Origin of the sequence: Micromonospora sp. NBRC 110038 (assembly GCF_020884815.1) — a bacterium.
GTDB lineage: Bacteria > Actinomycetota > Actinomycetes > Mycobacteriales > Micromonosporaceae > Micromonospora > Micromonospora haikouensis.
Window position 1 is genome coordinate 608,519 of the sequence record NZ_BBOL01000002.1, and the last position, 21,525, is coordinate 630,043.

Below are 21,525 nucleotides of genomic sequence, written 5' to 3' on the forward strand. Positions count from 1 at the left end.
GGACCCGACACCACCACACCTCCCTCAACTCGAAGCGAGCGAGCAGATGGGTGAAACCCCTCCCCGCTCGGCCGACGCCGGCACCGGCGGGATCCACGTGGCCTCGGGCCACGGGCGACCCGCCGGTGCCTCGGCGCGTGTGGCCGAGGCACCAGTCAGCACCCGTACCCCCGGCGGGGACGGCCTCGGCGGCGGCGGTGGCCTGCCCCGGGCGCGGGCCTTCGGCGCGGAACGCGCCTTCCGCGGCCTGACCCTGGCCGCCGGCACCGCCGTCCTGGTGATCATCGCCGCCATCGCGGTCTTCCTGATCGCCAAGGCGGTGCCGGCCCTGAGCGCCAACACCGAGAACTTCTGGACGTACGAGGGCTGGGCACCCAACGAGACGCAGCCGAAGTTCGGCATCGGCGCCCTCGCCTTCGGCACCGTACTCAGCTCGGCGCTGGCGCTGCTGATCGCGGTGCCGGTGGCGCTGGGCATCGCGCTCTACCTGTCGCACTACGCCCCGCGCCGGCTGGGCACCGCGCTCGGCTTCCTGATCGACCTGCTCGCCGCCGTGCCCAGCGTGGTGTTCGGACTCTGGGGCCGGGACGTCTTCTCCAGCCCGGTACGAGACTTCTCGGTCTGGCTGAACACACACGTCGGCTGGCTCCCGATCTTCGGCGGGGACGGCCCGTTCGGCGCCTCCGTCCTGCTCGGCGCGCTGGTGCTGGCGATTATGGTGCTGCCGATCATCACCTCGCTCTCGCGCGAGGTGTTCCTCCAGACTCCGACCGCCAACGAGGAGGCGGCGCTCGCGCTCGGCGCGACCCGCTGGGAGATGATCCGCACCGCCGTCCTCCCGTACGGCCGCCCCGGCATCATCGCCGCCGTGATGCTCGGCCTCGGCCGCGCGCTCGGCGAGACCATCGCGCTGGCGATGACCCTCGGCATCACCTTCAACATCTCGTTCAACCTGATCCAGAACGGCGGCAACACCATCGCCGCCAACATCGCCAACGCGTTCGGCGAGGCGAACGACACCGGGCGGGGCGCCCTCATCGCCTCCGGCCTGGTGCTGTTCACCATCACGCTGATCGTCAACATCACGGCACGGGCGATCATCTACCGCCGCCGCGAGTTCACGGAGTCGGCCGCATGAGCACCACCGTCGCCAACCACCGCACCCGGCCGCCGGCCCAGCCGGCCACCCTCCGGGCGAAGCGGCTGCCGAAGTACGCCCCGCCGGCCATCGCCGTCGGGGCCGTCGCGGTCGCCGCCGCCGTCGTGTACGGCACCGGCATCGGCGGCCCCGTGCTCGTCGTGGCCGTCGCCGCCCTGCTCTACCTGGTCGGCCTCTTCGCCGCCGCGCACGCCGTCGAGGGGCGGCGCTCGGCCCGCAACCGCACCTGGAGCGCGCTGATCCACTCCGCGTTCGTGCTGGCCGTCCTGCCCCTGGCCTCCGTGGTCTGGACGCTGGTCAGCAAGGGCGTCGAGCGTCTCGACGGCAACTTCTTCGGCACCTCGATGAACAACATCGGGGCCCGGGACGCCAACGGCGGCGCGTACCACGCGATCGTCGGGACGCTGGAGCAGGTCGGCATCGCCGCGCTGATCACCGTCCCGCTCGGCATCCTCTGCGCGATCTACATCGTCGAGTACGGCCGGGGCCGGTTCGCGTTCGCGATCCGGTTCTTCGTCGACGTGATGACCGGCATTCCGTCCATCGTCTCCGGCCTGTTCGTGCTGGCCTTCTGGGTGCTGGTCGTCTCGCCGGTGTTCAACGACGGCCGGCCGGGCTTCTCCGGCTTCGCCGCCGCTCTGGCGCTGAGCGTGCTCATGCTGCCCACCGTCGTCCGCTCCACCGAGGAGATGCTGCGGCTCGTCCCCGCGCCGCTGCGCGAGGGGGCGTACGCCCTCGGCGTGCCGAAGTGGAAGACCATCCTGCGGGTCGTGCTCCCGACCGCGCTGCCCGGCATCGTCACCGGCGTCATGCTCGCCATCGCGCGGGCGGCCGGCGAGACCGCGCCGGTGCTGCTCGTGGCCGGCGGCGGCGCGGCGATCAACTTCAACCCGTTCGAGAACAACCAGTCGTCACTGTCCCTGTTCGTCTACCAGCAGGCCGGCGACGCGTCGAAGTACGCCCCGGCCCGCGCGTGGACGGCGGCGCTGACCCTGGTCGCCCTCGTGCTGATCCTGACGATCGCGGCGAAGCTGCTGGCTCGCCGGAACCGGCTCGGCCGATGAATCCCGGAGGTACCACCACCATGGCCAAGCGCGTCGACGCCACCAACGTCACCGCCTACTACGGCGGCTTCAAGGCGATCGAGAACATCAACCTGACCGTCGAGCCGAAGACCGTGACCGCCCTCATCGGGCCGTCCGGCTGCGGCAAGTCGACGTTCCTGCGGTCGATCAACCGGATGCACGAGGTGCTGCCGGGCGCCCGTGTCGAGGGCGACCTCACCATCGACGGGCAGAACATCTACGACCGCGACGTGGACGTCACCGCCGTACGCCGGATGATCGGCATGGTCTTCCAGCGGCCCAACCCGTTCCCCACCATGAGCATCTACGAGAACGTGGTGGCCGGGCTGCGGCTCAACGGGGTGCGCAAGAAGTCCATCCTGGACGAGGCGGCCGAGAACTCGCTGCGCTCGGCGAACCTCTGGAACGAGGTGAAGGACCGCCTCGGCAAGCCGGGCGCGGGCCTGTCCGGCGGCCAGCAGCAGCGGCTCTGCATCGCCCGCACGATCGCCGTCGAGCCGCAGGTGGTGCTGATGGACGAGCCGTGCTCGGCGCTGGACCCGATCTCCACGCTGGCGATCGAGGACCTGATGTTCCAGCTCAAGGACAAGTTCACCATCATCATCGTCACGCACAACATGCAGCAGGCCGCCCGCGTCTCCGACCGCACGGCCTTCTTCTCGATCGAGAAGACCGGCGACCCGGGCCGCCTCATCGAGTACGACAACACCCAGAAGATCTTCAGCAACCCGAGCCAGAAGAAGACCGAGGACTACATCACGGGCCGCTTCGGCTGAGGTGCAAGGAAGGGCCCCCTGTTAACGCTTTCTGTTGCACAGGGGCCCTTCCTAACCCAGCAGCCGCCAGGTCAAGGGCGCTCAGCCGAGCACGAAGCGGGGCTCGCCGTCGGCCGGCAGGTCCAGGCGGGGGGTGATCGGCGTCGCCGCGTCGCGGGTGGCCGACGCGCGGGCCACCCCGGCCAGGTCGCCGGCGGCGGCCACCTCGGCCAGCGTCACCAGGGTCGGCGGCAGCATGGTCAGCTCGCCGGCCTCCGCGCGGGCCAGGGCGTCCGTCGGGCGTACCCACATGGTGTGGTCGGCCTCGCCGGAGACGTCCCGGGTCCGCTGCCCCGTCGGCAGCAGGGCCACGAAGAAGTACGTGTCGAAGCGGCGCGGCTCGAACTCCGGGGTGATCCACCGGCTCCACGGCAGCAGCAGGTCCGACCGGAGGGTCAGCCCCCGCCCGGCGAGCAGGTCGGCGAAGCCCCGCCGGCGGGCCTCCAGGTCCTGCCGGGCGGACTCCCAGTCGTCCCCGCTGACGTCGCCCACCACGGTCGAGGGGTCCGGCCCGGCCAGCAGCACCCCGGACTCCTCGAAGACCTCGCGGGCGGCGGCGCACACCACCGCCTGGGCGGCGTCCGGCGCGACGCCCAGCCGCCCGGCCCAGCCCGCCGGCTCGGGTCCGGCCCAGTCGAGGTGCGCCGCCGAGTCGGACGGGTCCACCCCGCCGCCGGGGAACGCGTACACGCCGCCGAAGGCCATCGCGGCGACGCGACGGATGACGTACACCTCGAAGTCGTCGCCGGCCGGGCGCAGCAGCAGCACGGTGGCCGCGACCCGGGGCCGCGCGGGCGTGCCGCCCTCGGCGCGGAACCGCCGGGCGTGCTCGACGAGGGCCGGCGGAGCGGGGAAACCGTGGCTGTCGATCGTCATGCCGCGAGCGTAGTCCCGCAGGATGGATCGGCCGGTCCGGCGGCGGTGGGGGGGTCGGCTCGCGCCCGGCTAGCGTGGGCGCATGACACGTTGGGGCATTCTGGCCACGGGCCACATCGCCGGCCGCTTCGCCGAGGACCTGCGGCACGTGCCGGGGGCCGAGCTGGTCGCGGTCGGCTCGCGGACGCCGGAGGCGGCACGGGCGTTCGCCGACAGGCACGGCGCGCAACGGGCGTACGGCTCCTGGGCGGAGCTGGCCGCCGACGACGAGGTGGACGCGATCTACGTGGCGACCCCGCACGCGGCGCACCACGAGGCCACCATGATCTGCCTGGCGGCGGGCCGGGCGGTGCTGGTGGAGAAGCCGTTCACCCTCGACCTGGCCGACAGCACCGAGCTGGTCGAGGCGGCCCGCGCCCGGGGGGTCTTCCTCATGGAGGCCATGTGGATGCGCACGAACCCGCTGATCCTGCGGGTGGTCGAGCTGCTCGCCGAGGGGGCGATCGGGCAGGTCACCGGCGTGCAGGCCGACTTCGGGGTGGCCGGGCCGTTCGCGCCGGAGAGCCGGATGCGGGCCCGCGCGCTGGGCGGGGGCGCGCTGCTGGACCTGGGCGTCTACCCGGTCAGCCTGGCCCACCTGCTGCTCGGCGTCCCGCAGCACGTGCGCTCGTGGGCGAAGATCGGCCCGGAGGGGGTCGACGAGAACACCGGCATCGTGTTCGGCTACGACTCGGGGGCCGTGGCGACGCTGAGCTGCGGCATGATCGGGGCCAGCCCGCTGGTCGCCTCGATCACCGGCACCGCCGGACGCATCGACCTGCCCGCGCCGTTCTTCCGGCCGCCGTCGGCGACGCTGCACCGGGCCGGGGCGGAGCCGGAGACGATCCCGGCCGACCTGACCGGCGGCGGCTACCAGTACGAGGCGATCGAGGTGCAGCGCTGCCTCGCGGCGGGGCTGACGGAGAGCCCGCTGGTGCCGCACGCCGCCACCCTTGAGGTGATGGGCCTGCTGGACGCGATCCGCGAGCAGATCGGCGTGCAGTACAAGTGAGTGAAAGGAAGGGCCCCCTGTTGACGCGTTCTGTTGTACAGGGGGCCCTTCCTCACCGCCGGGCTGCGGGGCGCGGCGGGCAGCGGGGCGCTGCGGGCCGCCGGGCGGTCAGCCGAAGAGGGGACGGACCAGCAGGTAGGTGACGCAGGCGATCAGCGCCGCCGCCGGGAACGTGATGATCCAGGCGAGCACGATGTTGCCGGCCACGTTCCAGCGCACCGCGGAGAGCCGCTTCGTCGCCCCCACGCCCATGATCGCCGAGGTGATCGTGTGGGTGGTGGAGATCGGTGCGTGGAGCACCAGGGCGTTGAAGTAGAGCACCGAGCTGGCCACCGTCTCGGCGGCGAAGCCCTCCGGCGGGCCCAGGTCGATGATCTTGCGGCCGAGCGTGCGGATGATCCGCCAGCCACCGGCGTACGTGCCGGCCGCCAGCATCGCCGCCGACGTCCAGAACACCCAGCCGGGGATGTGGGTCTTGTCGTCCTGGAAACCGCCCGTGTAGAGGGCGAGGACCACGATGCCCATGGTCTTCGCGGCGTCCTGCATGCCGTGGCCGACGGACATGGCCGCCGCCGACGCGGTCTGCGCCCAGCGGAAGCCCCGGTTCAGCTTGCCCGGCTGCCCGTTGCGGAACAGCCACAGGATCGCCAGCATCAGCAGGTAGCCCAGCGTCAGGCCGACGATCGGCGAGAGCACCATCGGCAGCAGCACCTTCTCGCCGATGTTGACCCACTGCACGACGCCGCCGGTGGCCAGCAGGGTCGCGCCGACCAGGCCGCCGAACAGCGCGTGCGAGGACGACGACGGCAGGCCGAAGTACCAGGTGATCAGGTTCCAGGCGATCGCGCCGAGCACCCCGGCGAAGACCACCCCCAGGCTCGCGATGCCGGTGGGCAGGGTGACGAGGCCGTCGCCGACGGTCTTGGCGACCCCGGCGCCGAAGTGGGCGCCGACGAAGTTGCCGACGGCGGCGAGGGCGAGCGCCACCCGGGGTGTCAGGGCGCGGGTGGAGACGCTGGTCGCGATCGCGTTGGCGGCGTCGTGGAAGCCGTTGGTGTAGTCGAACGCCAGGGCCACCGCGATCACCGCCAGCACGGCGATGAGTTCGGGACTCACAGGATCAGGACTCCTTGACCGCGATGGTCTCGACGGTGTTGGCCACGTGCTCGAAGGCGTCGCAGGCGGCCTCCAGCTCGTCGGCGACCTCCTTCATCTTGAGCACCGTGAGAGCGTCGTACTCGCCGGAGAAGAGGCGGACCAGCAGCATCCGGTACGCCTGGTCGCCATCGTTCTCCAGCCGGTTGCACTCGATCCAGTAGTCCTCGAGATCCTTCATCGACTTGAGCCGGGGCATCGCCTCGGCGGTCAGCTTCGCCTGCTGGTCCAGCACGTTGACCAGCTCGTGCAGCTCGCGCGGGAGCGCCGGCAGCTTGGTCAGCCCGTAGAGGTAGAGCAGGTTGCCCACGGCCTCCAGGTGGTCCATCACGTCGTCGAGCAGCGACCCCAGCCGGTAGATGTCCTCCCGGTCGAACGGGGTGATGAAGGTGGAGTTGATCTTCTTGTAGAGATCGTGGGTGATCTGGTCGCTGTCGTGCTCGACCTCGGTCAGCCGCTCGCTCACCGACTGCACGTCCACGCCCGGCAGGGCCAGCTCGTTGAGCAGCTCGGTGCCCCGCACCAGGTTCTGCGCGGCCCTGGTGAAGAGCTCGTAGAAGGCGCCCTCGGTGGGGCGGAAGGAAAACTTCACAGCCTGGACCTCGTCGTGTCGGTGGAAGGGTGGCGGACGCCCCGGGGGTGCCTGCAACGGGAATGCTAGGAAACGGCCGGGCCGCGAATTCGTCGGCCCACCCCTGGCCAGCCGCCATTTACTGGTCGTTCACCTGTCGTTCACCTGGAACCGGTCACCCGGCCCGCAACCACCGGGTCAGGCGCCGCACAGGCGGCTGCGCTCCGCCGCCACGTCGAAGTCCGCCGGCGGATACCCGAGATCCAGGTCGTCGAACGTCTCCCGCAGCAGGTGGGCCACCGCCCAGTCGCGGTACCACTTCCGGTCGGCCGGCACCACGTGCCACGGCGCGGCGTCCGTGCCGCACCGGCTCAGGGCCTCGGCGTACGCGGCCTGGTAGTCGCCCCAGCGGGCCCGGGAGTCCAGGTCGCTCGGGTGGTACTTCCAGTGCTTCGTCGGGTCGGTCAGCCGCGCCAGCAGCCGCTCGCCCTGCTCGGCGTGCGAGATGTGCAGCATGACCTTGACCAACCGCACCCCGGAGCCGGTCAGCTCCCGCTCGAAGGCGTTGATCTCGTCGTACCGGGCCCGCCAGGTGGCCTCCGGCACCAGCGACTCCACCCGGGCGATCAGCACGTCCTCGTAGTGCGACCGGTTGAAGACCCCGACGTACCCGGGCGGCGGCAGGGCCCGGCGGATCCGCCACAGGAAGTCGTGCCGCCGCTCCCGCTCCGTCGGCGGGCCGAACGAGCGGATGTGCAGCCCGAGCGGGTTCATGGCCCCGGCCACCCGCCGGATCGTGCCGTCCTTGCCGCCGCAGTCCATGGCCTGGAGCACCAGCAGCACCCGGTCGGGTCGGCCCCGCCCCGGCGCGGCGTCGGCCGCCGTGGGAGCACCGGTGGGCGCGCCCGGGCCGGCGGCGGCCTGCGCGGTGGCGTACAGCATCTCCTGCTGCCGCCCCAGGGCCGCGCCGAGCAGCCGCACCTGCTCCCGCGCCCACGCCTTGCGGCTCCCGTCGCCCTCGGCGGCGACCGCCGGCAGCCCCGGCGTCGACCGGGGGTCGATCGCCGCCAGGTCGACGGCACCCCCGCCCACCCGCAGCAGCTCCCGCATCGTCGCCCCCTCGGGCGGCACGACGTCCCGGACAGCGTGGGCCGCGTCTGACCGCGCACCATCGAACCCGCTCATGACTGGATCATCACCCACCCCGGCCACTCCCGCCCGTCGGGCGCCCGTGTCACGTTCGGGGTCGCCGACGCGTCAAGGGGTGGGGAGAATCATGCGCGCGGGAGGTGGATGTCGTGACGGAGCTGGTCGACGGGTTCGAGGCGGAGCGGGGGCGGCTGACCGCCCTGGCGTACCGGATGCTGGGCAGCCGCAGCGAGGCCGAGGACGCCGTGCAGGAGACCTGGCTGCGCTGCTCCGGCGCGCTGGGCGACCCGGCGAGGCGGGCGGAGGTCGGCAACCTGGCCGCCTGGCTCACCACCACCTGCGGGCGGATCTGCCTGGACGTGCTGCGCTCCGCGCGGGTGCGCCGGGAGACGTACCCGGGGCAGTGGCTGCCCGAGCCGGTCGTGACGCCGCTGGACGGCGAGGGCTTCGCGCCCGACCCGGCCGAGCGCGCCGTCCGGGCCGACCGGCTCGGCACGGCCCTGCTGGTGCTGCTGGAGCGGCTCGGCCCCGAGCAGCGGGTCGCCCTGGTCCTGCACGACGTGTTCGCGGTGCCGTTCGACGAGGTCGCCGAGGTGCTCGGCACGACGGCGGTGGCCGCCCGGCAGCTCGCCTCGCGGGCCCGGCGGGCCCTCGCCGCGCCCGGCGCGCCCCGGCACACCGCCGACCTGGCCGAGCAGCGGCGGGTGGTGGCCGCGTTCGTCGCGGCCACCGAGTCCGGCGAGCTGGCCGAACTGGTCCGGGTGCTCGCCCCGGACGTGGTGCTGATCGGCGACGGCGGCGGGCACTTCCCGGCGGCCCGGCGGCCGGTCACCGGTGCCGAGGCGGTGGGCCGGTTCGTCCTGGGCCTGTTCGGGCGGGCGGGCCGCTACGGCGCGCGGGTGCGGTCCCGGCCGGTGCTGGTGGACGGCGCGCTCGGGCTGCAGTTCGAGACCGTGCACACCGACGGTCGGCCGCTGCGCCTGGTCACCGCGTTCGCCGTGCACGACGACCGGATCACCGGCGTCTTCAACCAGCTCAACCCCGACAAGCTGACCCGGGTGCCCGGCCTCGGGCCGGAGGCCGACGGGCCGCCGCACCCGTGACGGGCCGGGGGGCCGGCGGCGGCCGGAGGCCGGGGCGGGCCGGGGGCGACCCGGGCTCAGACCACCAGGGCCAGCCACTTCCGGTACGCCGTGGCGAACGGCTCGCTGCCGTCGCCGAGCACGCCCAGCAGCCACCGGGAGGCGGCCTCCGCCTCGGCCACCAGGTCGTCGGGGTAGCCGAACTGCTCCCGGTGCTCGGCGAACTCGTCCTCGTCGCGCAGCTCGACCAGACCGGTGCCCCGGCGGCGCACCACGTCGAGGTCGAGGTCGAACAGGTGGACGGTGTCGTCGCCCTCCCAGCGGGCCGGGGTGGCGATGTCGCAGTAGACCTCGCTCGTGCGCGGCGGCGGGTTGAACATGCACGTCCACCAGGCGTGGTGCGGCACCAGCAGCACGAAGGGGATCTGCTCGACCGACGGCCGGCCATGGTAGACGGACTCGGTGCCGGCCGGGACGCCGAGCCACACGCCGAGGTCGTCCGTGGTCAGGAGGCGGGCCGGGTAGTCGCGGTGGGCGCTGCCGTCGTACTTGCGGTAGATCACGCGGACCACGTCGCTCGGCATGAGTCGCACCCTAGTCGATTCCGCCCACCGATCGCGCGGGGGGAAGTAACGGAATCGATGCCGGGAGATTCCGTACCGTGACCCCGCCACGCGGGGCGGGGGCGGACCGGTGTCGGCGGCGACGGGTACCTTCGCACGGTGACTCCGCCGCGCACCGCTCCCGGTTCCGCCCTCCCCCGCACCTCCGCCCGGCGGCGCGGCAAGCGGGCCGACGCCGGTGAGCTGCTCGCCGCCGCGGTCGGCGCGGTCCCCGGCGGCGCGGCCCGCCCCGGCCAGCAGCAGATGGCCACGGCGATCGCCGAGTGCGTGGCCTCCGGCGAGCACCTGCTGGTGCAGGCCGGCACCGGCACCGGCAAGTCCCTGGGCTACCTGGCCCCGGCCCTGACCGTGGACGGCCCGGTGGTGGTCTCCACCGCGACCCTGGCGTTGCAGTCCCAGCTCGTCGAGCACGACCTGCCCCGGCTCGCCGAGGCGGTAGAGCCGGTGCTCGGCCGCCGGCCCACCTTCGCCGTGCTCAAGGGCCGCCACCACTACCTGTGCCTGGCCCGGCTGGACAACTCGACGGAGGAGGAGCCGACGGACACGCTGTTCGACGCCGTCGAGCCCCGGGCGGGCGGCGGGGGCGGGAGGTGGCTCGGCGAGGCGGGCCGGCTCGGCAAGCAGATCGAGCGGCTGCGCGACTGGGCGATGGAGACCGACACCGGCGACCGCGACGAGCTGGACCCGGGCGTCGACGACCTGGCCTGGCGGCTGGTGTCGATGCCGGCCCGGGAGTGCGTGGGGGCGTCCCGCTGCCCGTTCGGCGCGGAGTGCTTCGCCGAGGCGTCCCGGGCCCGCGCCCGGGAGGCCGACATCGTGGTCACCAACCACAGCCTGCTCGCCGTCGACATGATCGCCGGCCGGCACATCGTGCCGCCGCACAAGCTGCTGATCATCGACGAGGCGCACGAGCTGGCCGACCGGGTCTCCTCGGCGGCCCAGGCCGAGCTGGTGCCGGAGCTGATCGACCGGTCCACCCGGCGGGCCCGGCCGCTGCTGCGCCCGGAGGTCGCCGAGCGGCTCACCGAGGCCGGCGACGCGCTCGCCGTCGGGCTGGCCGAGGTGCCCGCCGGTCGCCTCACGGCCGGCCTGCCCGGCCCGCTGCGCGAGGCGTGCACGCTGCTCGACGCCGCCACCCGGGCCTCGCTCGACGCGATCGGCGACGTCAAGTCCGACGACCCCGACCCGGTCCGCAAGCAGCAGGCCAAGGCGGTGCTCGACGAGCTGTCGGCCACCGCCCAGCGGCTGCTGGAGGAGTCCGAGCACGACGTGGCGTGGGTGGAGAAGCCCGACAACGGCAGCCGCCGGGCCCTGGTGGTGGCCCCGCTGTCGGTCGCCGGCACCCTCGCCACCCACCTGTACGACGAGCGCACCGTCGTCGCCACCTCGGCGACCCTGGCGCTGGGCGGCCGGTTCGACACGGTGGCCCGGGCGCTGGGGCTGGAGGCGCCGCCGCCCGCCCCGCCGTCCCCGGCCGCCGCCGCGCTGGCCGCCGCCACCGCCCGGGGCGACGCCCCGGCCGGCGCGACGCCGGTGGCCGCCGCCCCGGGCAGCCGCCCCGCCACCGGCACCGTGCCCGCCACCGAGGGGCCGGGCTGGCGGTCGCTCGACGTCGGTTCCCCGTTCGACTACGCCCGGCAGGGCATCCTCTACGTGGCGGCGCACCTGCCCCGCCCCGCCGCCTCCGGGCTGCCCGACGCGGCCGGCGAGGAGCTGCTGGCGCTGGTCGGGGCGCTGGGTGGGCGTACCCTCGGGTTGTTCTCCTCCCGGCGGGCCGCGCAGCAGGCGGCGGAGCTGCTGCGCGCGAAGACCGACCTGCCGGTCCTGCTCCAGGGCGAGGAGGCGCTGCCGCTGCTGGTGCGCCGGTTCCGCGAGGAGCAGTCGAGCTGCCTGTTCGGCGTGATGTCGCTGTGGCAGGGGGTCGACGTGCCGGGCGACTCCTGCCAGCTCGTGGTGATCGACCGGTTGCCGTTCCCCCGGCCGGACGAGCCGCTCGCGGCGGCCCGCGCCGCCGCCGTCGACGCGGGCGGAGGCTCCGGGTTCTCCGCCGTCAGCGTGCCGATCGCGGCGGTCCGGCTGGCCCAAGGCGTGGGCCGGCTGATCCGGGCCACCGGCGACCGGGGCGTGGTCGCGGTGCTCGACTCGCGGCTGGAGACGGCCCGGGGCTACGGCCCGTTCCTGCGCCGCTCGCTGCCCCCGTTTTGGTATACGACGCGCCCGGAGGTGGCCCGGGGGGCGCTGGAGCGGCTCGGCAAGTCGTGACGGGGCCCGGTCGGCGGTCTGCCCGCCGGCCGGTCAGGGCGCCTGCGAGGCGACCACCACGGCGTCGGGCGGGGTGTCCGGCACCGTACGCGCGGCGAGCCGGCGGACGGCCGTGTTGAGCACCGCGATCAGCGGCACCGAGACCAGTGCGCCGGTGATCCCGGCGAGCACCACGCCCGCCGCGATGCCGATGATCACCGCGAGCGGGTGGATGGCCACCGCCCGGCCCATGATCAGCGGCTGGAGCACATGCCCCTCGACCTGCTGCACGCCGATCACCACGCCGAGGATGATCAGGGCGGTGACCGGGCCGCTGTCGACCAGCGCCACCAGCACCGCGACCCCGCCGGAGAGCGCGGCCCCGACGATCGGGATGAACGCCCCCAGGAAGACCAGCGCCGCCAGCGGGAACGCGAACGGGATGTCGAAGACGACAAGGAACGTGCCGATGCCGACCGCGTCGATGAACGCGACCAGCACCGTGGCCCGCACGTAGGCGCCCAGCGTCTCCCAGGACGCCCGGCCGGCGTCGTCGACCTTCCACCGGGCCGCCACCGGCAGCAGCCGCACCAGGAACCGCCAGATCCGGCTGCCGTCACGCAGGAAGAAGAACGTGGCGAAGAGCACCAGCACGATGCCGGTGAGCACCTCGGCCAGGGTCGCCGCCGTGGAGACCGCCCCGCTGGTGAACCGCTCGGTGTTGTTGTTGATCCAGGACTGGGCCTCCTCGATGTACCGGTCGAGCTGGCTGTCCGACAGGTGCAGCGGGCCGGTCTTGAGCCAGTCCTGGATCTGCCGGACGCCCTCGGAGGACTTCTTGCTCAGCTCCGGCACGCCCTTGATGAACTCGTTGACCACCAGCGTCAACGTGCCGACCACGGCGGCCAGGCCGCCGACCAGCACCACCGCCGTCGCCAGCGAGCGGGGGAAGCGCGCCCGCAGCAGCCAGCCCACGGCCGGCGCGAGCAGCGCCGAGAGCAGCATGGCGATGGCCAGCGGGATGATCACGATGCTGACGGTGGCGACGATCTTCAGCAGCGCCCAGAACACGACGCCGATGACGATCAGCCGCCACGACCAGGCGGCCGCGATGCGCAGCGCGTGCGGCACGTCGGCGTCGTCGCGGCTGGAGGTGGAGTTGTGCAGCGCGGCGGGCGGCTCGGCGCCGACCACGATCGCCGACGGCGGTGCCACCGGCCCCGGCGATCGGGGCGAGGCCACCCCGGCCTCGGCCGACGCGTCGATGCTGCCGGGCAGCGCCCGGCGGCCCGTCACGTCGGCCCGCCCGGTCGGGTCGGCGCGGGCCTGCCGCACCGCGTCCCGTCCCGACTCGTACGCGCGGCGCAGCCGTCCCCGTACCCGCTCGAAGCGGCTCAAGCGCACCTCCCGCAGCAGAACCCGCCCGCCCAGACGACAGGGGGGACAGGATACGTCCGACCGCCCCAGCCTAGGGCGGTTGCGCCAACATTGCCCCGGCCCGCAACCCCGTAACCACCAGCGGACCGGTCCGCGGGGACGCGGTACCGTTCCGTCGTGACCGCCGATGAGAACCTCGACGCCGGCCTGCCGATCCGCCTGCTGCACGACCGGGTGCTGGTGCGGTTGGAGGGGAGCGAGGGTGAGCGCCGCTCCACCGCCGGCATCGTGATCCCGGCGACCGCCGCCGTCGGCAAGCGCCTCGCCTGGGCCACCGCCGTCGGCGTGGGCCCCCACGTCCGCTCGATCGTCTCCGGCGACCGGGTCCTCTTCGACCCCGACGACCGCTCCGAGGTCGAGCTGCACGGCCGGGGGTACGTGCTGCTGCGCGAGCGGGACGTGCACGCCGTGGCCGCCGAACGCGTCGAGGCGGAGACCACCGGCTCCACCGGCCTCTACCTGTAAGGAAGGGCCCCTGCTAACGCTTTCTGCATAGCAGGGCCCCATCCTGACACTCCTCCCCCCGGGCGCACCGTGCGCGGCCTGGCGGGGGCTGCTTCGTTTGCGGCCGTCCGCGAAGGGAACGCCAGGCACGTCCAGCACCCTGGGGAGGGGAGCCTGCCGGTGTTCTGGAAAAAGGTGTTCCTCTGGGGCGGCGTCGCGTTCCTGATCTACTTCGTGGCGTTCCGGCCGGACGGTGCGGCGCAGGTGTGCCGGTCGGTCGGCGGGGGCCTGATGGCGATGGCCCAGGGCATGGGCGACTTCCTCACGGGCCTGACGACCTGACCGAGCCGCCGGGCCACGCCGCCCGCGCCCGCCGCCGGGCCGGCCAGCCACGCCGGCGGGCCGTCAGCCCGCGCGCGGCGGCCAGGGCGTGGGCTGGTGGGGGCCGTGCCAGCCGGGCGGGCCGTAGCCGGCCGGGTGGGCCGGGACCGGGGGCGGGGGCGGCGGGACGAGCACCACGGGGATCGGCACGACCGGCTCGTCCGGCGCGTCGACGGCGCGCTGCGAGCCGTCGGGGAACCGCAGGTGGTAGCGGTGGCCGTCCCAGCTGCCGACGGGGGTTTGCGGGTCCCGGCCGACGAAGAACGCCCGGTACGCGGTGAGCGCGTCCAGCAGCTCCCGTTCCTCCCGAATCGTTCGTTCCTGGTCGGCGGGCCGGCGGTCCAGCCCCCGGCGCATCCCGTCGCGCAGCAGCGCCAGCCGGGTGGCCGAGAACTGGTATCCCCGCATCGCCTTGAGGCCCGCGTCGCCGGCCACCCGGCGGGCCCAGGTGCGGGCCGCGTGCCGCCGGCCGAGGCTGCCCAGCGACGCCACCTCGGGCGGGGTGAGCCAGCCGGCCCGCACGTAGTCGGGCAGGGTGCGCTCGGTCAGCCGCCCCTCCCAGCCGCGCAGCCAGATGGCCAGCCCGACCATGGCGAAGAAGATCGGCACCATCACGCCGAGGTAGCCGTACAGGGCGATCATGGCCTGGCCGGTGGCCTGGGCCAGCGACGGCAGCAGGTTCCAGGTGCCGTGCAGCATCATCGCCAGCAGCAGGCCCGCGAGCGGAGCGAGGAACCGCACCCGCCGGTCGGCCGTGCGGGCGGCGATGCCGAGCCCCACCCCGGTCATCGAGGTGAACAGCGGGTGCGCGAACCCGAACAGCAGGATCCGGACGATGAAGATCGCGATGACCTGCCGCGCGCCGGTGGCGGGGCCGTACTCGTCGACGCCGGAGGCGTAGCCGTAGCCGCCCAGGTAGAGGATGTTCTCCACCATGGCGAAGCCGACCGCCGACAGCCCGCAGTAGACCAGGCCGTCGGTGATCCCGGACCACTCGCGGCGGCGGAAGATCAGCAGCAGGATGGGCCCGAGCGCCTTCGTCAGCTCCTCGATGAACGGGGCGACCAGCACGCCGGTGAGGGCGTTCGGCAGCCCCCAGTCGGCGAAGCGGGCGGCGAAGAACTCGTTCACGGTCAGCGAGGCGGCCGTCGAGACGAACGCGCCCCACGCGAAGCAGAAGATCAGGTACTTCAGCGGCTCCGGCTCGTACCGGTCGAGCCACAGGAAGCAGGAGACCAGCACCGGCACCGGCAGGATCGCGGCGACCACCCCGATCAGCAGCGCCTGCGCGCCGAGGTTGGAGCCGAGCACGAAGAGCATGTAGACCGCGCACGCCGCGATCAGCAGCACCACCAGGGCCAGCACCAGGAACCGCCGCCAGCCCAGCCGACGCAGCGGCATCCGGGGGGCGGACCCGCCGGGCGGCGCGGGGACGTCGGGCGCGGTCCACGGCGGCACCGGGGCGCCGCCGGGTGGGGTGTCGGCCATTCTGTCAGCGTAGTCACCCCCCGCCGCCCGTTCCGGGCGCATCCGCCGACCGTTATCCTGTCGGCAGGTCACGAGCGCCAGCGTCAAGCCCCGGCTTGCTGGCCGGCAACCCTCGTCGAGTTCGCGGTGGGGTGCCCCGGGTGATGACCGGGCCCAGCCCCGTCCGGCGCTGGGCAAGCGCGGACCCCGTCTCCGGTGGCGTCACCCGGGGTCCCCGGACCCCGGAGGTCGGCATGACCGTCACCCTCGTACCCCCGCCCGCCCCGCTGCCCGCGTGGACCGCGCCGGCGTCGTCGCGGCCGCTCGACGTGCTCGGCGTGCCGGGCCAGACCAACCTGGACCACGCGGCCAGCGCGCCGTGCGCGCGGGCGGCGGCCGACGCCGTGGCCGAGCTGCTCCCCTGGTACGCCAGCGTGCACCGCGGCGCGGGCGCGCTGTCGCGGCGCTGCACCCTCGCCTACGAGCGGGCCCGGCAGACCGTCGGCGACTTCTTCGGCGCCCGGCCCGGCGACCACGTGATCTTCACCCGCAACACGACGGACGCGCTGAACCTGCTGGCCCGCGCCCTGCCCGCCGGGACGACGGTGGTGACGTTCGCCGGGGAGCACCACGCCAACCTGCTGCCCTGGCCGCGCGGCTCGGTGCGGCTGCCCGTGCCGGCCGGCCCGGGCGAGGCGGTCCGGGCGCTGGACGCGGCGCTGACCGAGCTGCGCCGGGACGCGACGCCGGGGGCCGCGGGCGCGGCGGGCGGCGCACGCCCCGCCGGCCCGCCGGTGCTGGTGGCGGTCACCGGGGCCAGCAACGTGACCGGGGAACGCTGGCCGGTGGCCGAGCTGGCCGCCGTCGCCCGCCGGCACGCCGCCCGGATCGCCGTGGACGCCGCCCAGCTCGCCCCGCACGCGCCGGTCGACGTCGCCGCGCTCGGCGTGGACTACCTGGCCGTGTCCGGGCACAAGCTGTACGCGCCGTTCGGCGCGGGCGTGCTGCTCGGGCGGGGCTGCTGGCTGGACGCGGCCCCGCCGTACCTGGCGGGTGGAGGCGCGACCAGCCACGTCGGGGACGCCACCCACCAGGTGCGCTGGGCCGCCGGCCCGGCCCGGCACGAGGCGGGCACCCCCAACCTGCTCGGCGCGGTCGCCCTCGCGGCGGTCTGCGCGGCCCTCGCCGACGCCGACCGGGACGCGCTGCACGCCCGGGAGCAGGCCCTGCTGGCCCGGCTCCGGCAGGGCCTGGCCGCCCTGCCGCACGTGGTGGAGCTGCGTACCTTCGGGCCGGACGCGCCCCGGGTGGGCATCGTCTCGTTCGTCGTCGCCGGCCGGGACTCGGGCGAGGTGGCGGCGGAGCTGGCGGCCCGGCACGACGTCGGGGTCCGCGACGGGCTGTTCTGCGCCCACCCGCTGGCCCGGCGGCTGCTCGCCGAGGCGGCGGCCCGCAGCGGCCGGACGGACCTGCCGCCGACCGCCCTGCGGGCGAGCCTGGGCCTGGGCAGCACGGCGCGGGACGTCGACCGCCTGCTGGCCGCCCTCGCCGAGCTGGGCTGAACCGATCGGCCCGGGGCGGGGCCGAGCGCGGCCCCGCCCCGGCCGCTCAGCCGACGGACGGGGCGGCGGGCGACCTCCGGGGGCCGGGCTCGCCTTCGCCCGCCTCCGGGGCCGGCTTCTCCTGCTCGCCGAACGACTCGCGGACCAGCCGGTTCGCCTCCTGCTGCTCGATGCCGGAGGCCACCAGCAGGTCGCTGGCGGTGGTCCGCACCTGCGCGACCACCACGCTGCCGGAGAACCCGACCCCCTGCTCGTACGCCCGGCCGGCCTCGCTGACGGCCCGTAGGGACCGTTCCCGGGCCTTCTCCGGCTCCGCCCCGACGGCGAACTCGTGGCGGAGCAGGCGGACCGCCTCGGCGAGGTGGCCCACCGCGTCGGGCATGGGGTCGGGCACGGGTTCGCCGTCCTCGATCATGGTGACCGAGCGCCGGATCAGGGTGCCGCTGTTGCGCATCGCCCGGTCGATGGGCTCGGCCGCGTCGGCGTAGTGGGTCAGCTCGCTGCGCCGGTGCCAGCGGGCCGGGGAGAGGGTGCTGGTCTCCTTCGCGCCCTCGATCGCCTCCGTGAAGGTGGCCAGCTCCGCCTTGTTCTCCCGGAGCCGTTCCAGGGCACGTTGGGCGCTGTCGCGGTCGCGGTCGCGCAGCGCGGCGGCGGCCACGTCGAGCTGGTCGGCGAGCAGGTCGAGCGCCGGCCGGGCGGCCCGGTTGATCACCCGCAGCGGGTTCAGCGGCAGCAGGATCGCCGTCACCACCAGCGCGATCCCGCCGCCGACGAACGCGTCCACGAAGCGCGGTATCTCCAGGTTCTCGGTGGACGGGCTGAGCGTGACGATCAGCACGGCCGTGGCGGCGGCCTGGATGACGATCGCCACGCTCGCGCCGAAGAAGATGGTCAGCAGGATCGCCGCCGTCACCACCATCCCGAGCTGCCAACCGCCGGTGCCCAGGAAATAGATCAGCACGTCGCCCAGGAACACCCCGACCGCCACCCCGACGATCAGCTCGACCGTCCGCCGCAGCCGTTGGCCGACCGACGCGGCGAGGGTGCCGACCGCCGAGATCGGCGCGAAGACCGGCTGCGGGTTGTGCAGCAGCTCGTGGGAGACGATCCAGGCCAGCGCCGCGGCCAGCCCCGCCTGGACGGCCAACCCGAGCGCCATCCGCACCCGGTGCAGCCGGTCGTGCAGCGTGGCCTTGCCCCGGTGGCGCAGCTGTTCCATGGCCGCCGCGATCCGTGGCGCGTCGACGTCGCCGTCGCCGTCGCGCATCCCGGCACGCCGCAGCAGCGAGGGTCGGCGGTCCCGGGCCACGGCCATGGCGGGGACTACCCGCGGCGGGGACGGTGAATCCTCGCCCGCTGCGGCAGACTCGACCGGGTGACAGCGCTGGACGACGACCGGGGTGCCGGCCTGGTGGACCGGTGGCGGGCGGCGGTCCGGGGGGCTGGCGCACCCGACGGCCCCGCCATGGCCCGCGCCGGGCAGGAGCTGCTGGTCCGCTGGCGGGAGCCGCACCGCCGCTACCACACCGTCCGGCACCTGACCGCCGTCCTCGACGTGGTCGACGCGTACGCCGGCTTCGCCGACCGTCCGGACCTGGTCCGCCTCGCCGCCTGGTGCCACGACGCGGTCTACGACCCGCGCGCCGCCGGTGACGCCAACGAGCGGGCCAGCGCCGACCTCGCCGAGGGGCTGCTCACCGGGCTCGGGGTGCCGGCGGCGGCGGTGGCCGAGGTGCGCCGGCTGGTGCTGCTCACCGCCGGGCACGCGGTCGCCGCCGACGACCGCGACGGGGCGCTGCTCTGCGACGCCGACCTGGCCGTGCTGGCGGGGACGCCCGAGGAGTACGACCGCTACGCAGCCGCCGTCCGGCAGGAGTACGCGCACGTGCCGGACGGCGACTTCCGCCGGGGCCGCGCGAGGATCCTGGACCAGCTCCTGTCCCTGCCCACCCTCTACCGCCACCCCCACCTGCACACCCACTGGACCCCTCAGGCCCACGCCAACCTAACCCGCGAACTGACCACCCTCACCGCCCCCTGACCCCGCCCCCTGCCCCCGCCCCTGAGGTCGGTGATCAAGAGGTTTGCGTCATCGTCGAGATCGACCCTGACGCATTTCTCTTGATCACGAGGGCTGGCGGGGGTGGGGAGCCGGGCGGTGGAGGTGCTTGGGGCGGCGGAGGTCGGCCGCGCGCAGGAGGCGGACCAGGTCGCGGCTCGGGACGACCCGCGCGCCGAGGAGCACCGCCATCCGGTACCGCTCGGCGGGGATGTCGTAGTGGTCCCGGTCGAACGCGCGCCGGGGCACGCCCAGCGTCTCGGCGAAGACGTGCAGCTCGGCGAGGGAGACGTCGCTGATCAGGTGGGACCAGAGGCGCCCGCGCGCCGGCCAGGCGGGCCGGTCCACATACAGCATGGCCGCCAACCTAGCCGCCGGTTAGCCTCTCCTGCATGGCCGGATCCCCCCTCCTCGCTGACCTGCGCGCCCTCCTCGGCGACGCCGCCGTCCTGACCGACCCCGACCTGCTGCGGATGCACGAGCGGGACGAGGCCGACCTGTGCGCCTCGGGCACGCCGCTGGTGGTGGTCCGCCCCCGCGACACCGCGCAGGTGGCCGGCGTGGTCCGGGCGGCGGCCCGGCACGGCGTACCCGTGGTGCCGCAGGGGGCGCGGACCGGGCTGGCCGGCGCGGCGAACGCGGTGGACGGCGCGGTCGTGCTGAGCACGGTGGCGATGGACCGGATCCTGGAGATCGACCCGGTGGCCCGGATCGCCGTGGTCCAGCCCGGTGTGGTGAACGCGACACTGGCCGGGGCGGTGCGCCGGGAGGGGCTCTACTACCCGCCGGACCCGGGCTCCTGGGAGTCGTCCACGATCGGCGGCAACGTCGCCACCAACGCGGGCGGCATGTGCTGCGTCAAGTACGGCGTGACCACCGAGTACGTGCTCGGCCTGGAGGTGGTGCTCGCCTCCGGCGAGGTGCTGCGCACCGGGCGGCGCACCGCCAAGGGCGTCGCAGGCTACGACCTGACGCGGCTCTTCGTCGGCTCGGAGGGCACCCTCGGGGTGATCACGGAGGTGACCGTGGCGCTGCGGCCCGCCCCGGAGGAGTCGCTCACCCTGGTCGCCGTCTTCGACTCGACGGCGGACGCCGGCACGGCGGTGGCGCAGATCGCCGCGAAGGGCCTCACCCCGAGCCTGCTGGAGCTGCTCGACCGCACCCACCTGCGGGCCATCGAGGCGTACCAGCCGATGGGGCTGCGCACCGACGCGCAGGCGCTGCTGCTGGCCGCCGTGGACACCGGTTCGCGGGCCGCCGACGACCTGGCGCGGATCGCCGAGGTGTGCGAGGCCGCCGGTGCCGACGAGGTCTACGCGGCCACCGACGCCGTGGAGGCGGCGGCACTGCTCCAGGCCCGCCGGCTGGCCCACCCGGCGATGGAGAAGTTCGCCGCCGACACGTACCCGGGTGGCAACGGCGGGCTGGTCATCGACGACGTGGCGGTGCCGCGCGGGGCGCTCGCCGAGCTGCTGGACGGGGTGGCCCGCATCGCCGAGGAGTGCGCCGTGCCGATCGGGGTGGTGGGGCACGCCGGCGACGGCAACCTGCACCCGAACATCGTGGTCGACCGCGCCGACCCGGCGAGCGTGGAGCGGGGCCGGCGGGCGTTCGACGAGATCATGCGGCTCGGGCTGGAGCTGGGCGGCACCTGCACCGGCGAGCACGGGGTGGGGCTGCTCAAGCGGGACTGGCTGGCCCGGGAGATCGGGCCGGTCGGGGTGCGGGTGCACCAGGCGATCAGGGCGGCGCTCGACCCGACGGGGCTGTTCAACCCCGGCAAGGTGTTCTGACGCGATCCTGGGCCCGACCGTCAGGCGGTGGCCTCCGCCGGGGTGGCCTGGGTGAGCAGCAGCAGGATCTCGTACCCCAGGGGTGGCCGCTCCTCCCCCGGGCAGTCTTCGATCGTGATCGGGCCCGGCGCGGTGACCAGCACGGACGTCAGGGCGTCGATGCAGCTCACCCGGTAGCCCCGGGCCTTGTCGGTCTCGGCGGCCAGCCGCTCGTCGGTGAGCAGCGCGCGCAGCCGCTGCGTCTGCTCGGGGTCGAGCTGCCCGGACGACCGGACGTCGTCGCCGGCGCAGTTGGCGCAGTCCCACCGCCCGTCGGGCTGGACGGACAGCGTCCGCACCGGGCCGTCCTGGCCGTGCTTCTGCACCAGTTCGACCCGTACCGGCCCGCCGGCCGCCGCGCCACCGGCCGGTGATGCCGGCGACCCGTCGGGCGGCGGGGCGGTCGCCGTGCCGGCCCGGCGGACCGGTCCGACCGTCGAGCAGGCGGCGAGCGCCGCGACGAGCAGGGCACCGGCGGCCAACGGGATGATCGAACGCGCGCGGAAAGGGCGGATCACGCGCCGGAACGTACCCGA

General features: G+C 74.6%; 21 protein-coding genes and 1 riboswitch. Of the genes, 11 read left to right on the forward strand and 10 right to left on the reverse strand.

The features are described 5' to 3' along the window. Positions 1 to 46 precede the first annotated feature (46 nt). The 3 genes from pstC to pstB are packed head-to-tail and all read left to right on the forward strand — an operon-like array spanning position 47 to position 3,020. A complete protein-coding gene (gene pstC, locus LPU61_RS10470) occupies positions 47 to 1,138 on the forward strand; it encodes a phosphate ABC transporter permease subunit PstC (RefSeq protein WP_043965203.1) in 1,092 nt (363 codons plus the stop codon). Then, on the forward strand, positions 1,135 to 2,223 hold the full coding sequence (gene pstA / locus LPU61_RS10475) for a phosphate ABC transporter permease PstA (RefSeq protein ID WP_229404796.1): 1,089 nt from the start codon (positions 1,135 to 1,137) through the stop codon (positions 2,221 to 2,223). The genes pstC and pstA overlap by 4 nt, the downstream gene beginning before the upstream one ends. Positions 2,224 to 2,243: 20 nt before the next feature. Further along, positions 2,244 to 3,020: a phosphate ABC transporter ATP-binding protein PstB gene (gene pstB / locus LPU61_RS10480; RefSeq protein ID WP_043965200.1), complete on the forward strand. Its 777-nt coding sequence runs from the start codon at positions 2,244 to 2,246 to the stop codon at positions 3,018 to 3,020. A gap of 81 nt (positions 3,021 to 3,101) precedes the next feature. Here pstB and LPU61_RS10485 read toward each other — a convergent pair whose 3' ends face one another. Next, positions 3,102 to 3,935: an NUDIX domain-containing protein gene (locus LPU61_RS10485; RefSeq protein WP_043965198.1), complete on the reverse strand. Its 834-nt coding sequence runs from the start codon at positions 3,933 to 3,935 to the stop codon at positions 3,102 to 3,104. Positions 3,936 to 4,017: 82 nt separating this feature from the next. Between LPU61_RS10485 and LPU61_RS10490 the strand changes: the two genes are divergently transcribed. Beyond that, entirely contained in the window at positions 4,018 to 4,986 is a 969-nt protein-coding gene (locus LPU61_RS10490; RefSeq protein ID WP_229404797.1) for a Gfo/Idh/MocA family protein, read from the forward strand. Between the two features lie 108 nt (positions 4,987 to 5,094). Here the strand turns inward: LPU61_RS10490 and LPU61_RS10495 are convergent, their stop codons facing one another. From LPU61_RS10495 to LPU61_RS10505, 3 genes are all read right to left on the reverse strand, one after another. Continuing rightward, positions 5,095 to 6,102 carry an inorganic phosphate transporter gene (locus LPU61_RS10495; protein WP_043965194.1) on the reverse strand — a complete coding sequence of 336 codons (1,008 nt, stop codon included), beginning with the start codon at positions 6,100 to 6,102 and terminating at the stop codon, positions 5,095 to 5,097. Positions 6,103 to 6,106: 4 nt separating this feature from the next. After that, the gene (locus LPU61_RS10500; RefSeq protein WP_043965192.1) at positions 6,107 to 6,733 is read right to left on the reverse strand and encodes a DUF47 domain-containing protein; all 627 of its coding nucleotides are present in this window, start codon (positions 6,731 to 6,733) and stop codon (positions 6,107 to 6,109) included. A gap of 177 nt (positions 6,734 to 6,910) precedes the next feature. After that, complete coding sequence (locus LPU61_RS10505) at positions 6,911 to 7,822, reverse strand: PPK2 family polyphosphate kinase (RefSeq protein WP_043966456.1); 912 nt, start codon at positions 7,820 to 7,822, stop codon at positions 6,911 to 6,913. Positions 7,823 to 8,010: 188 nt separating this feature from the next. Between LPU61_RS10505 and sigJ the strand changes: the two genes are divergently transcribed. Further along, entirely contained in the window at positions 8,011 to 8,964 is a 954-nt protein-coding gene (sigJ, locus tag LPU61_RS10510) for an RNA polymerase sigma factor SigJ (protein WP_255700018.1), read from the forward strand. A gap of 56 nt (positions 8,965 to 9,020) precedes the next feature. Here sigJ and LPU61_RS10515 read toward each other — a convergent pair whose 3' ends face one another. Then, positions 9,021 to 9,527: a DUF402 domain-containing protein gene (locus tag LPU61_RS10515; protein WP_043965189.1), complete on the reverse strand. Its 507-nt coding sequence runs from the start codon at positions 9,525 to 9,527 to the stop codon at positions 9,021 to 9,023. Positions 9,528 to 9,665: 138 nt separating this feature from the next. On the opposite strand from LPU61_RS10515, the gene LPU61_RS10520 reads away from it, so the two are divergent. Beyond that, positions 9,666 to 11,828, forward strand: a complete 2,163-nt coding sequence (locus LPU61_RS10520) for an ATP-dependent DNA helicase (protein WP_229404798.1) — start codon at positions 9,666 to 9,668, stop codon at positions 11,826 to 11,828. Positions 11,829 to 11,861: 33 nt separating this feature from the next. Here the strand turns inward: LPU61_RS10520 and LPU61_RS10525 are convergent, their stop codons facing one another. Continuing rightward, positions 11,862 to 13,274 (reverse strand): AI-2E family transporter, encoded by a 1,413-nt coding sequence (locus LPU61_RS10525; protein WP_374199648.1) that lies wholly within the window; start codon positions 13,272 to 13,274, stop codon positions 11,862 to 11,864. An 87-nt stretch (positions 13,275 to 13,361) separates the two neighbouring features. Between LPU61_RS10525 and LPU61_RS10530 the strand changes: the two genes are divergently transcribed. Together LPU61_RS10530 and LPU61_RS10535 are read left to right on the forward strand one after the other, a co-directional pair. Beyond that, positions 13,362 to 13,709, forward strand: a complete 348-nt coding sequence (locus LPU61_RS10530; RefSeq protein ID WP_043965186.1) for a co-chaperone GroES — start codon at positions 13,362 to 13,364, stop codon at positions 13,707 to 13,709. A 159-nt stretch (positions 13,710 to 13,868) separates the two neighbouring features. Then, positions 13,869 to 14,030: a hypothetical protein gene (locus LPU61_RS10535; protein ID WP_176734729.1), complete on the forward strand. Its 162-nt coding sequence runs from the start codon at positions 13,869 to 13,871 to the stop codon at positions 14,028 to 14,030. Between the two features lie 63 nt (positions 14,031 to 14,093). Here the strand turns inward: LPU61_RS10535 and LPU61_RS10540 are convergent, their stop codons facing one another. Beyond that, positions 14,094 to 15,557, reverse strand: a complete 1,464-nt coding sequence (locus tag LPU61_RS10540; RefSeq protein WP_229404799.1) for a PrsW family intramembrane metalloprotease — start codon at positions 15,555 to 15,557, stop codon at positions 14,094 to 14,096. Between the two features lie 66 nt (positions 15,558 to 15,623). Then, positions 15,624 to 15,743, forward strand: a riboswitch (SAM riboswitch). Between the two features lie 47 nt (positions 15,744 to 15,790). On the opposite strand from LPU61_RS10540, the gene LPU61_RS10545 reads away from it, so the two are divergent. Further along, positions 15,791 to 17,098, forward strand: a complete 1,308-nt coding sequence (locus LPU61_RS10545; protein WP_229404800.1) for an aminotransferase class V-fold PLP-dependent enzyme — start codon at positions 15,791 to 15,793, stop codon at positions 17,096 to 17,098. Positions 17,099 to 17,144: 46 nt separating this feature from the next. On the opposite strand, the gene LPU61_RS10550 is transcribed toward LPU61_RS10545, so the two are convergent. After that, the gene (locus tag LPU61_RS10550) at positions 17,145 to 18,407 is read right to left on the reverse strand and encodes an aromatic acid exporter family protein (protein ID WP_374199649.1); all 1,263 of its coding nucleotides are present in this window, start codon (positions 18,405 to 18,407) and stop codon (positions 17,145 to 17,147) included. A 156-nt stretch (positions 18,408 to 18,563) separates the two neighbouring features. On the opposite strand from LPU61_RS10550, the gene LPU61_RS10555 reads away from it, so the two are divergent. Beyond that, positions 18,564 to 19,139: a metal-dependent phosphohydrolase gene (locus LPU61_RS10555; protein ID WP_229404925.1), complete on the forward strand. Its 576-nt coding sequence runs from the start codon at positions 18,564 to 18,566 to the stop codon at positions 19,137 to 19,139. Between the two features lie 84 nt (positions 19,140 to 19,223). Here LPU61_RS10555 and LPU61_RS10560 read toward each other — a convergent pair whose 3' ends face one another. Then, positions 19,224 to 19,514, reverse strand: coding sequence for a DUF4031 domain-containing protein (locus LPU61_RS10560; protein WP_229404801.1), 291 nt, complete (start codon positions 19,512 to 19,514; stop codon positions 19,224 to 19,226). A 35-nt stretch (positions 19,515 to 19,549) separates the two neighbouring features. Here LPU61_RS10560 and LPU61_RS10565 point away from each other — a divergent pair, with 35 nt between their 5' ends. Further along, complete coding sequence (locus LPU61_RS10565) at positions 19,550 to 20,950, forward strand: FAD-binding oxidoreductase (RefSeq protein WP_229404802.1); 1,401 nt, start codon at positions 19,550 to 19,552, stop codon at positions 20,948 to 20,950. 20 nt (positions 20,951 to 20,970) lie between these two features. Here the strand turns inward: LPU61_RS10565 and LPU61_RS10570 are convergent, their stop codons facing one another. Continuing rightward, positions 20,971 to 21,507, reverse strand: coding sequence for a hypothetical protein (locus tag LPU61_RS10570; protein WP_229404803.1), 537 nt, complete (start codon positions 21,505 to 21,507; stop codon positions 20,971 to 20,973). Positions 21,508 to 21,525 lie beyond the last annotated feature (18 nt).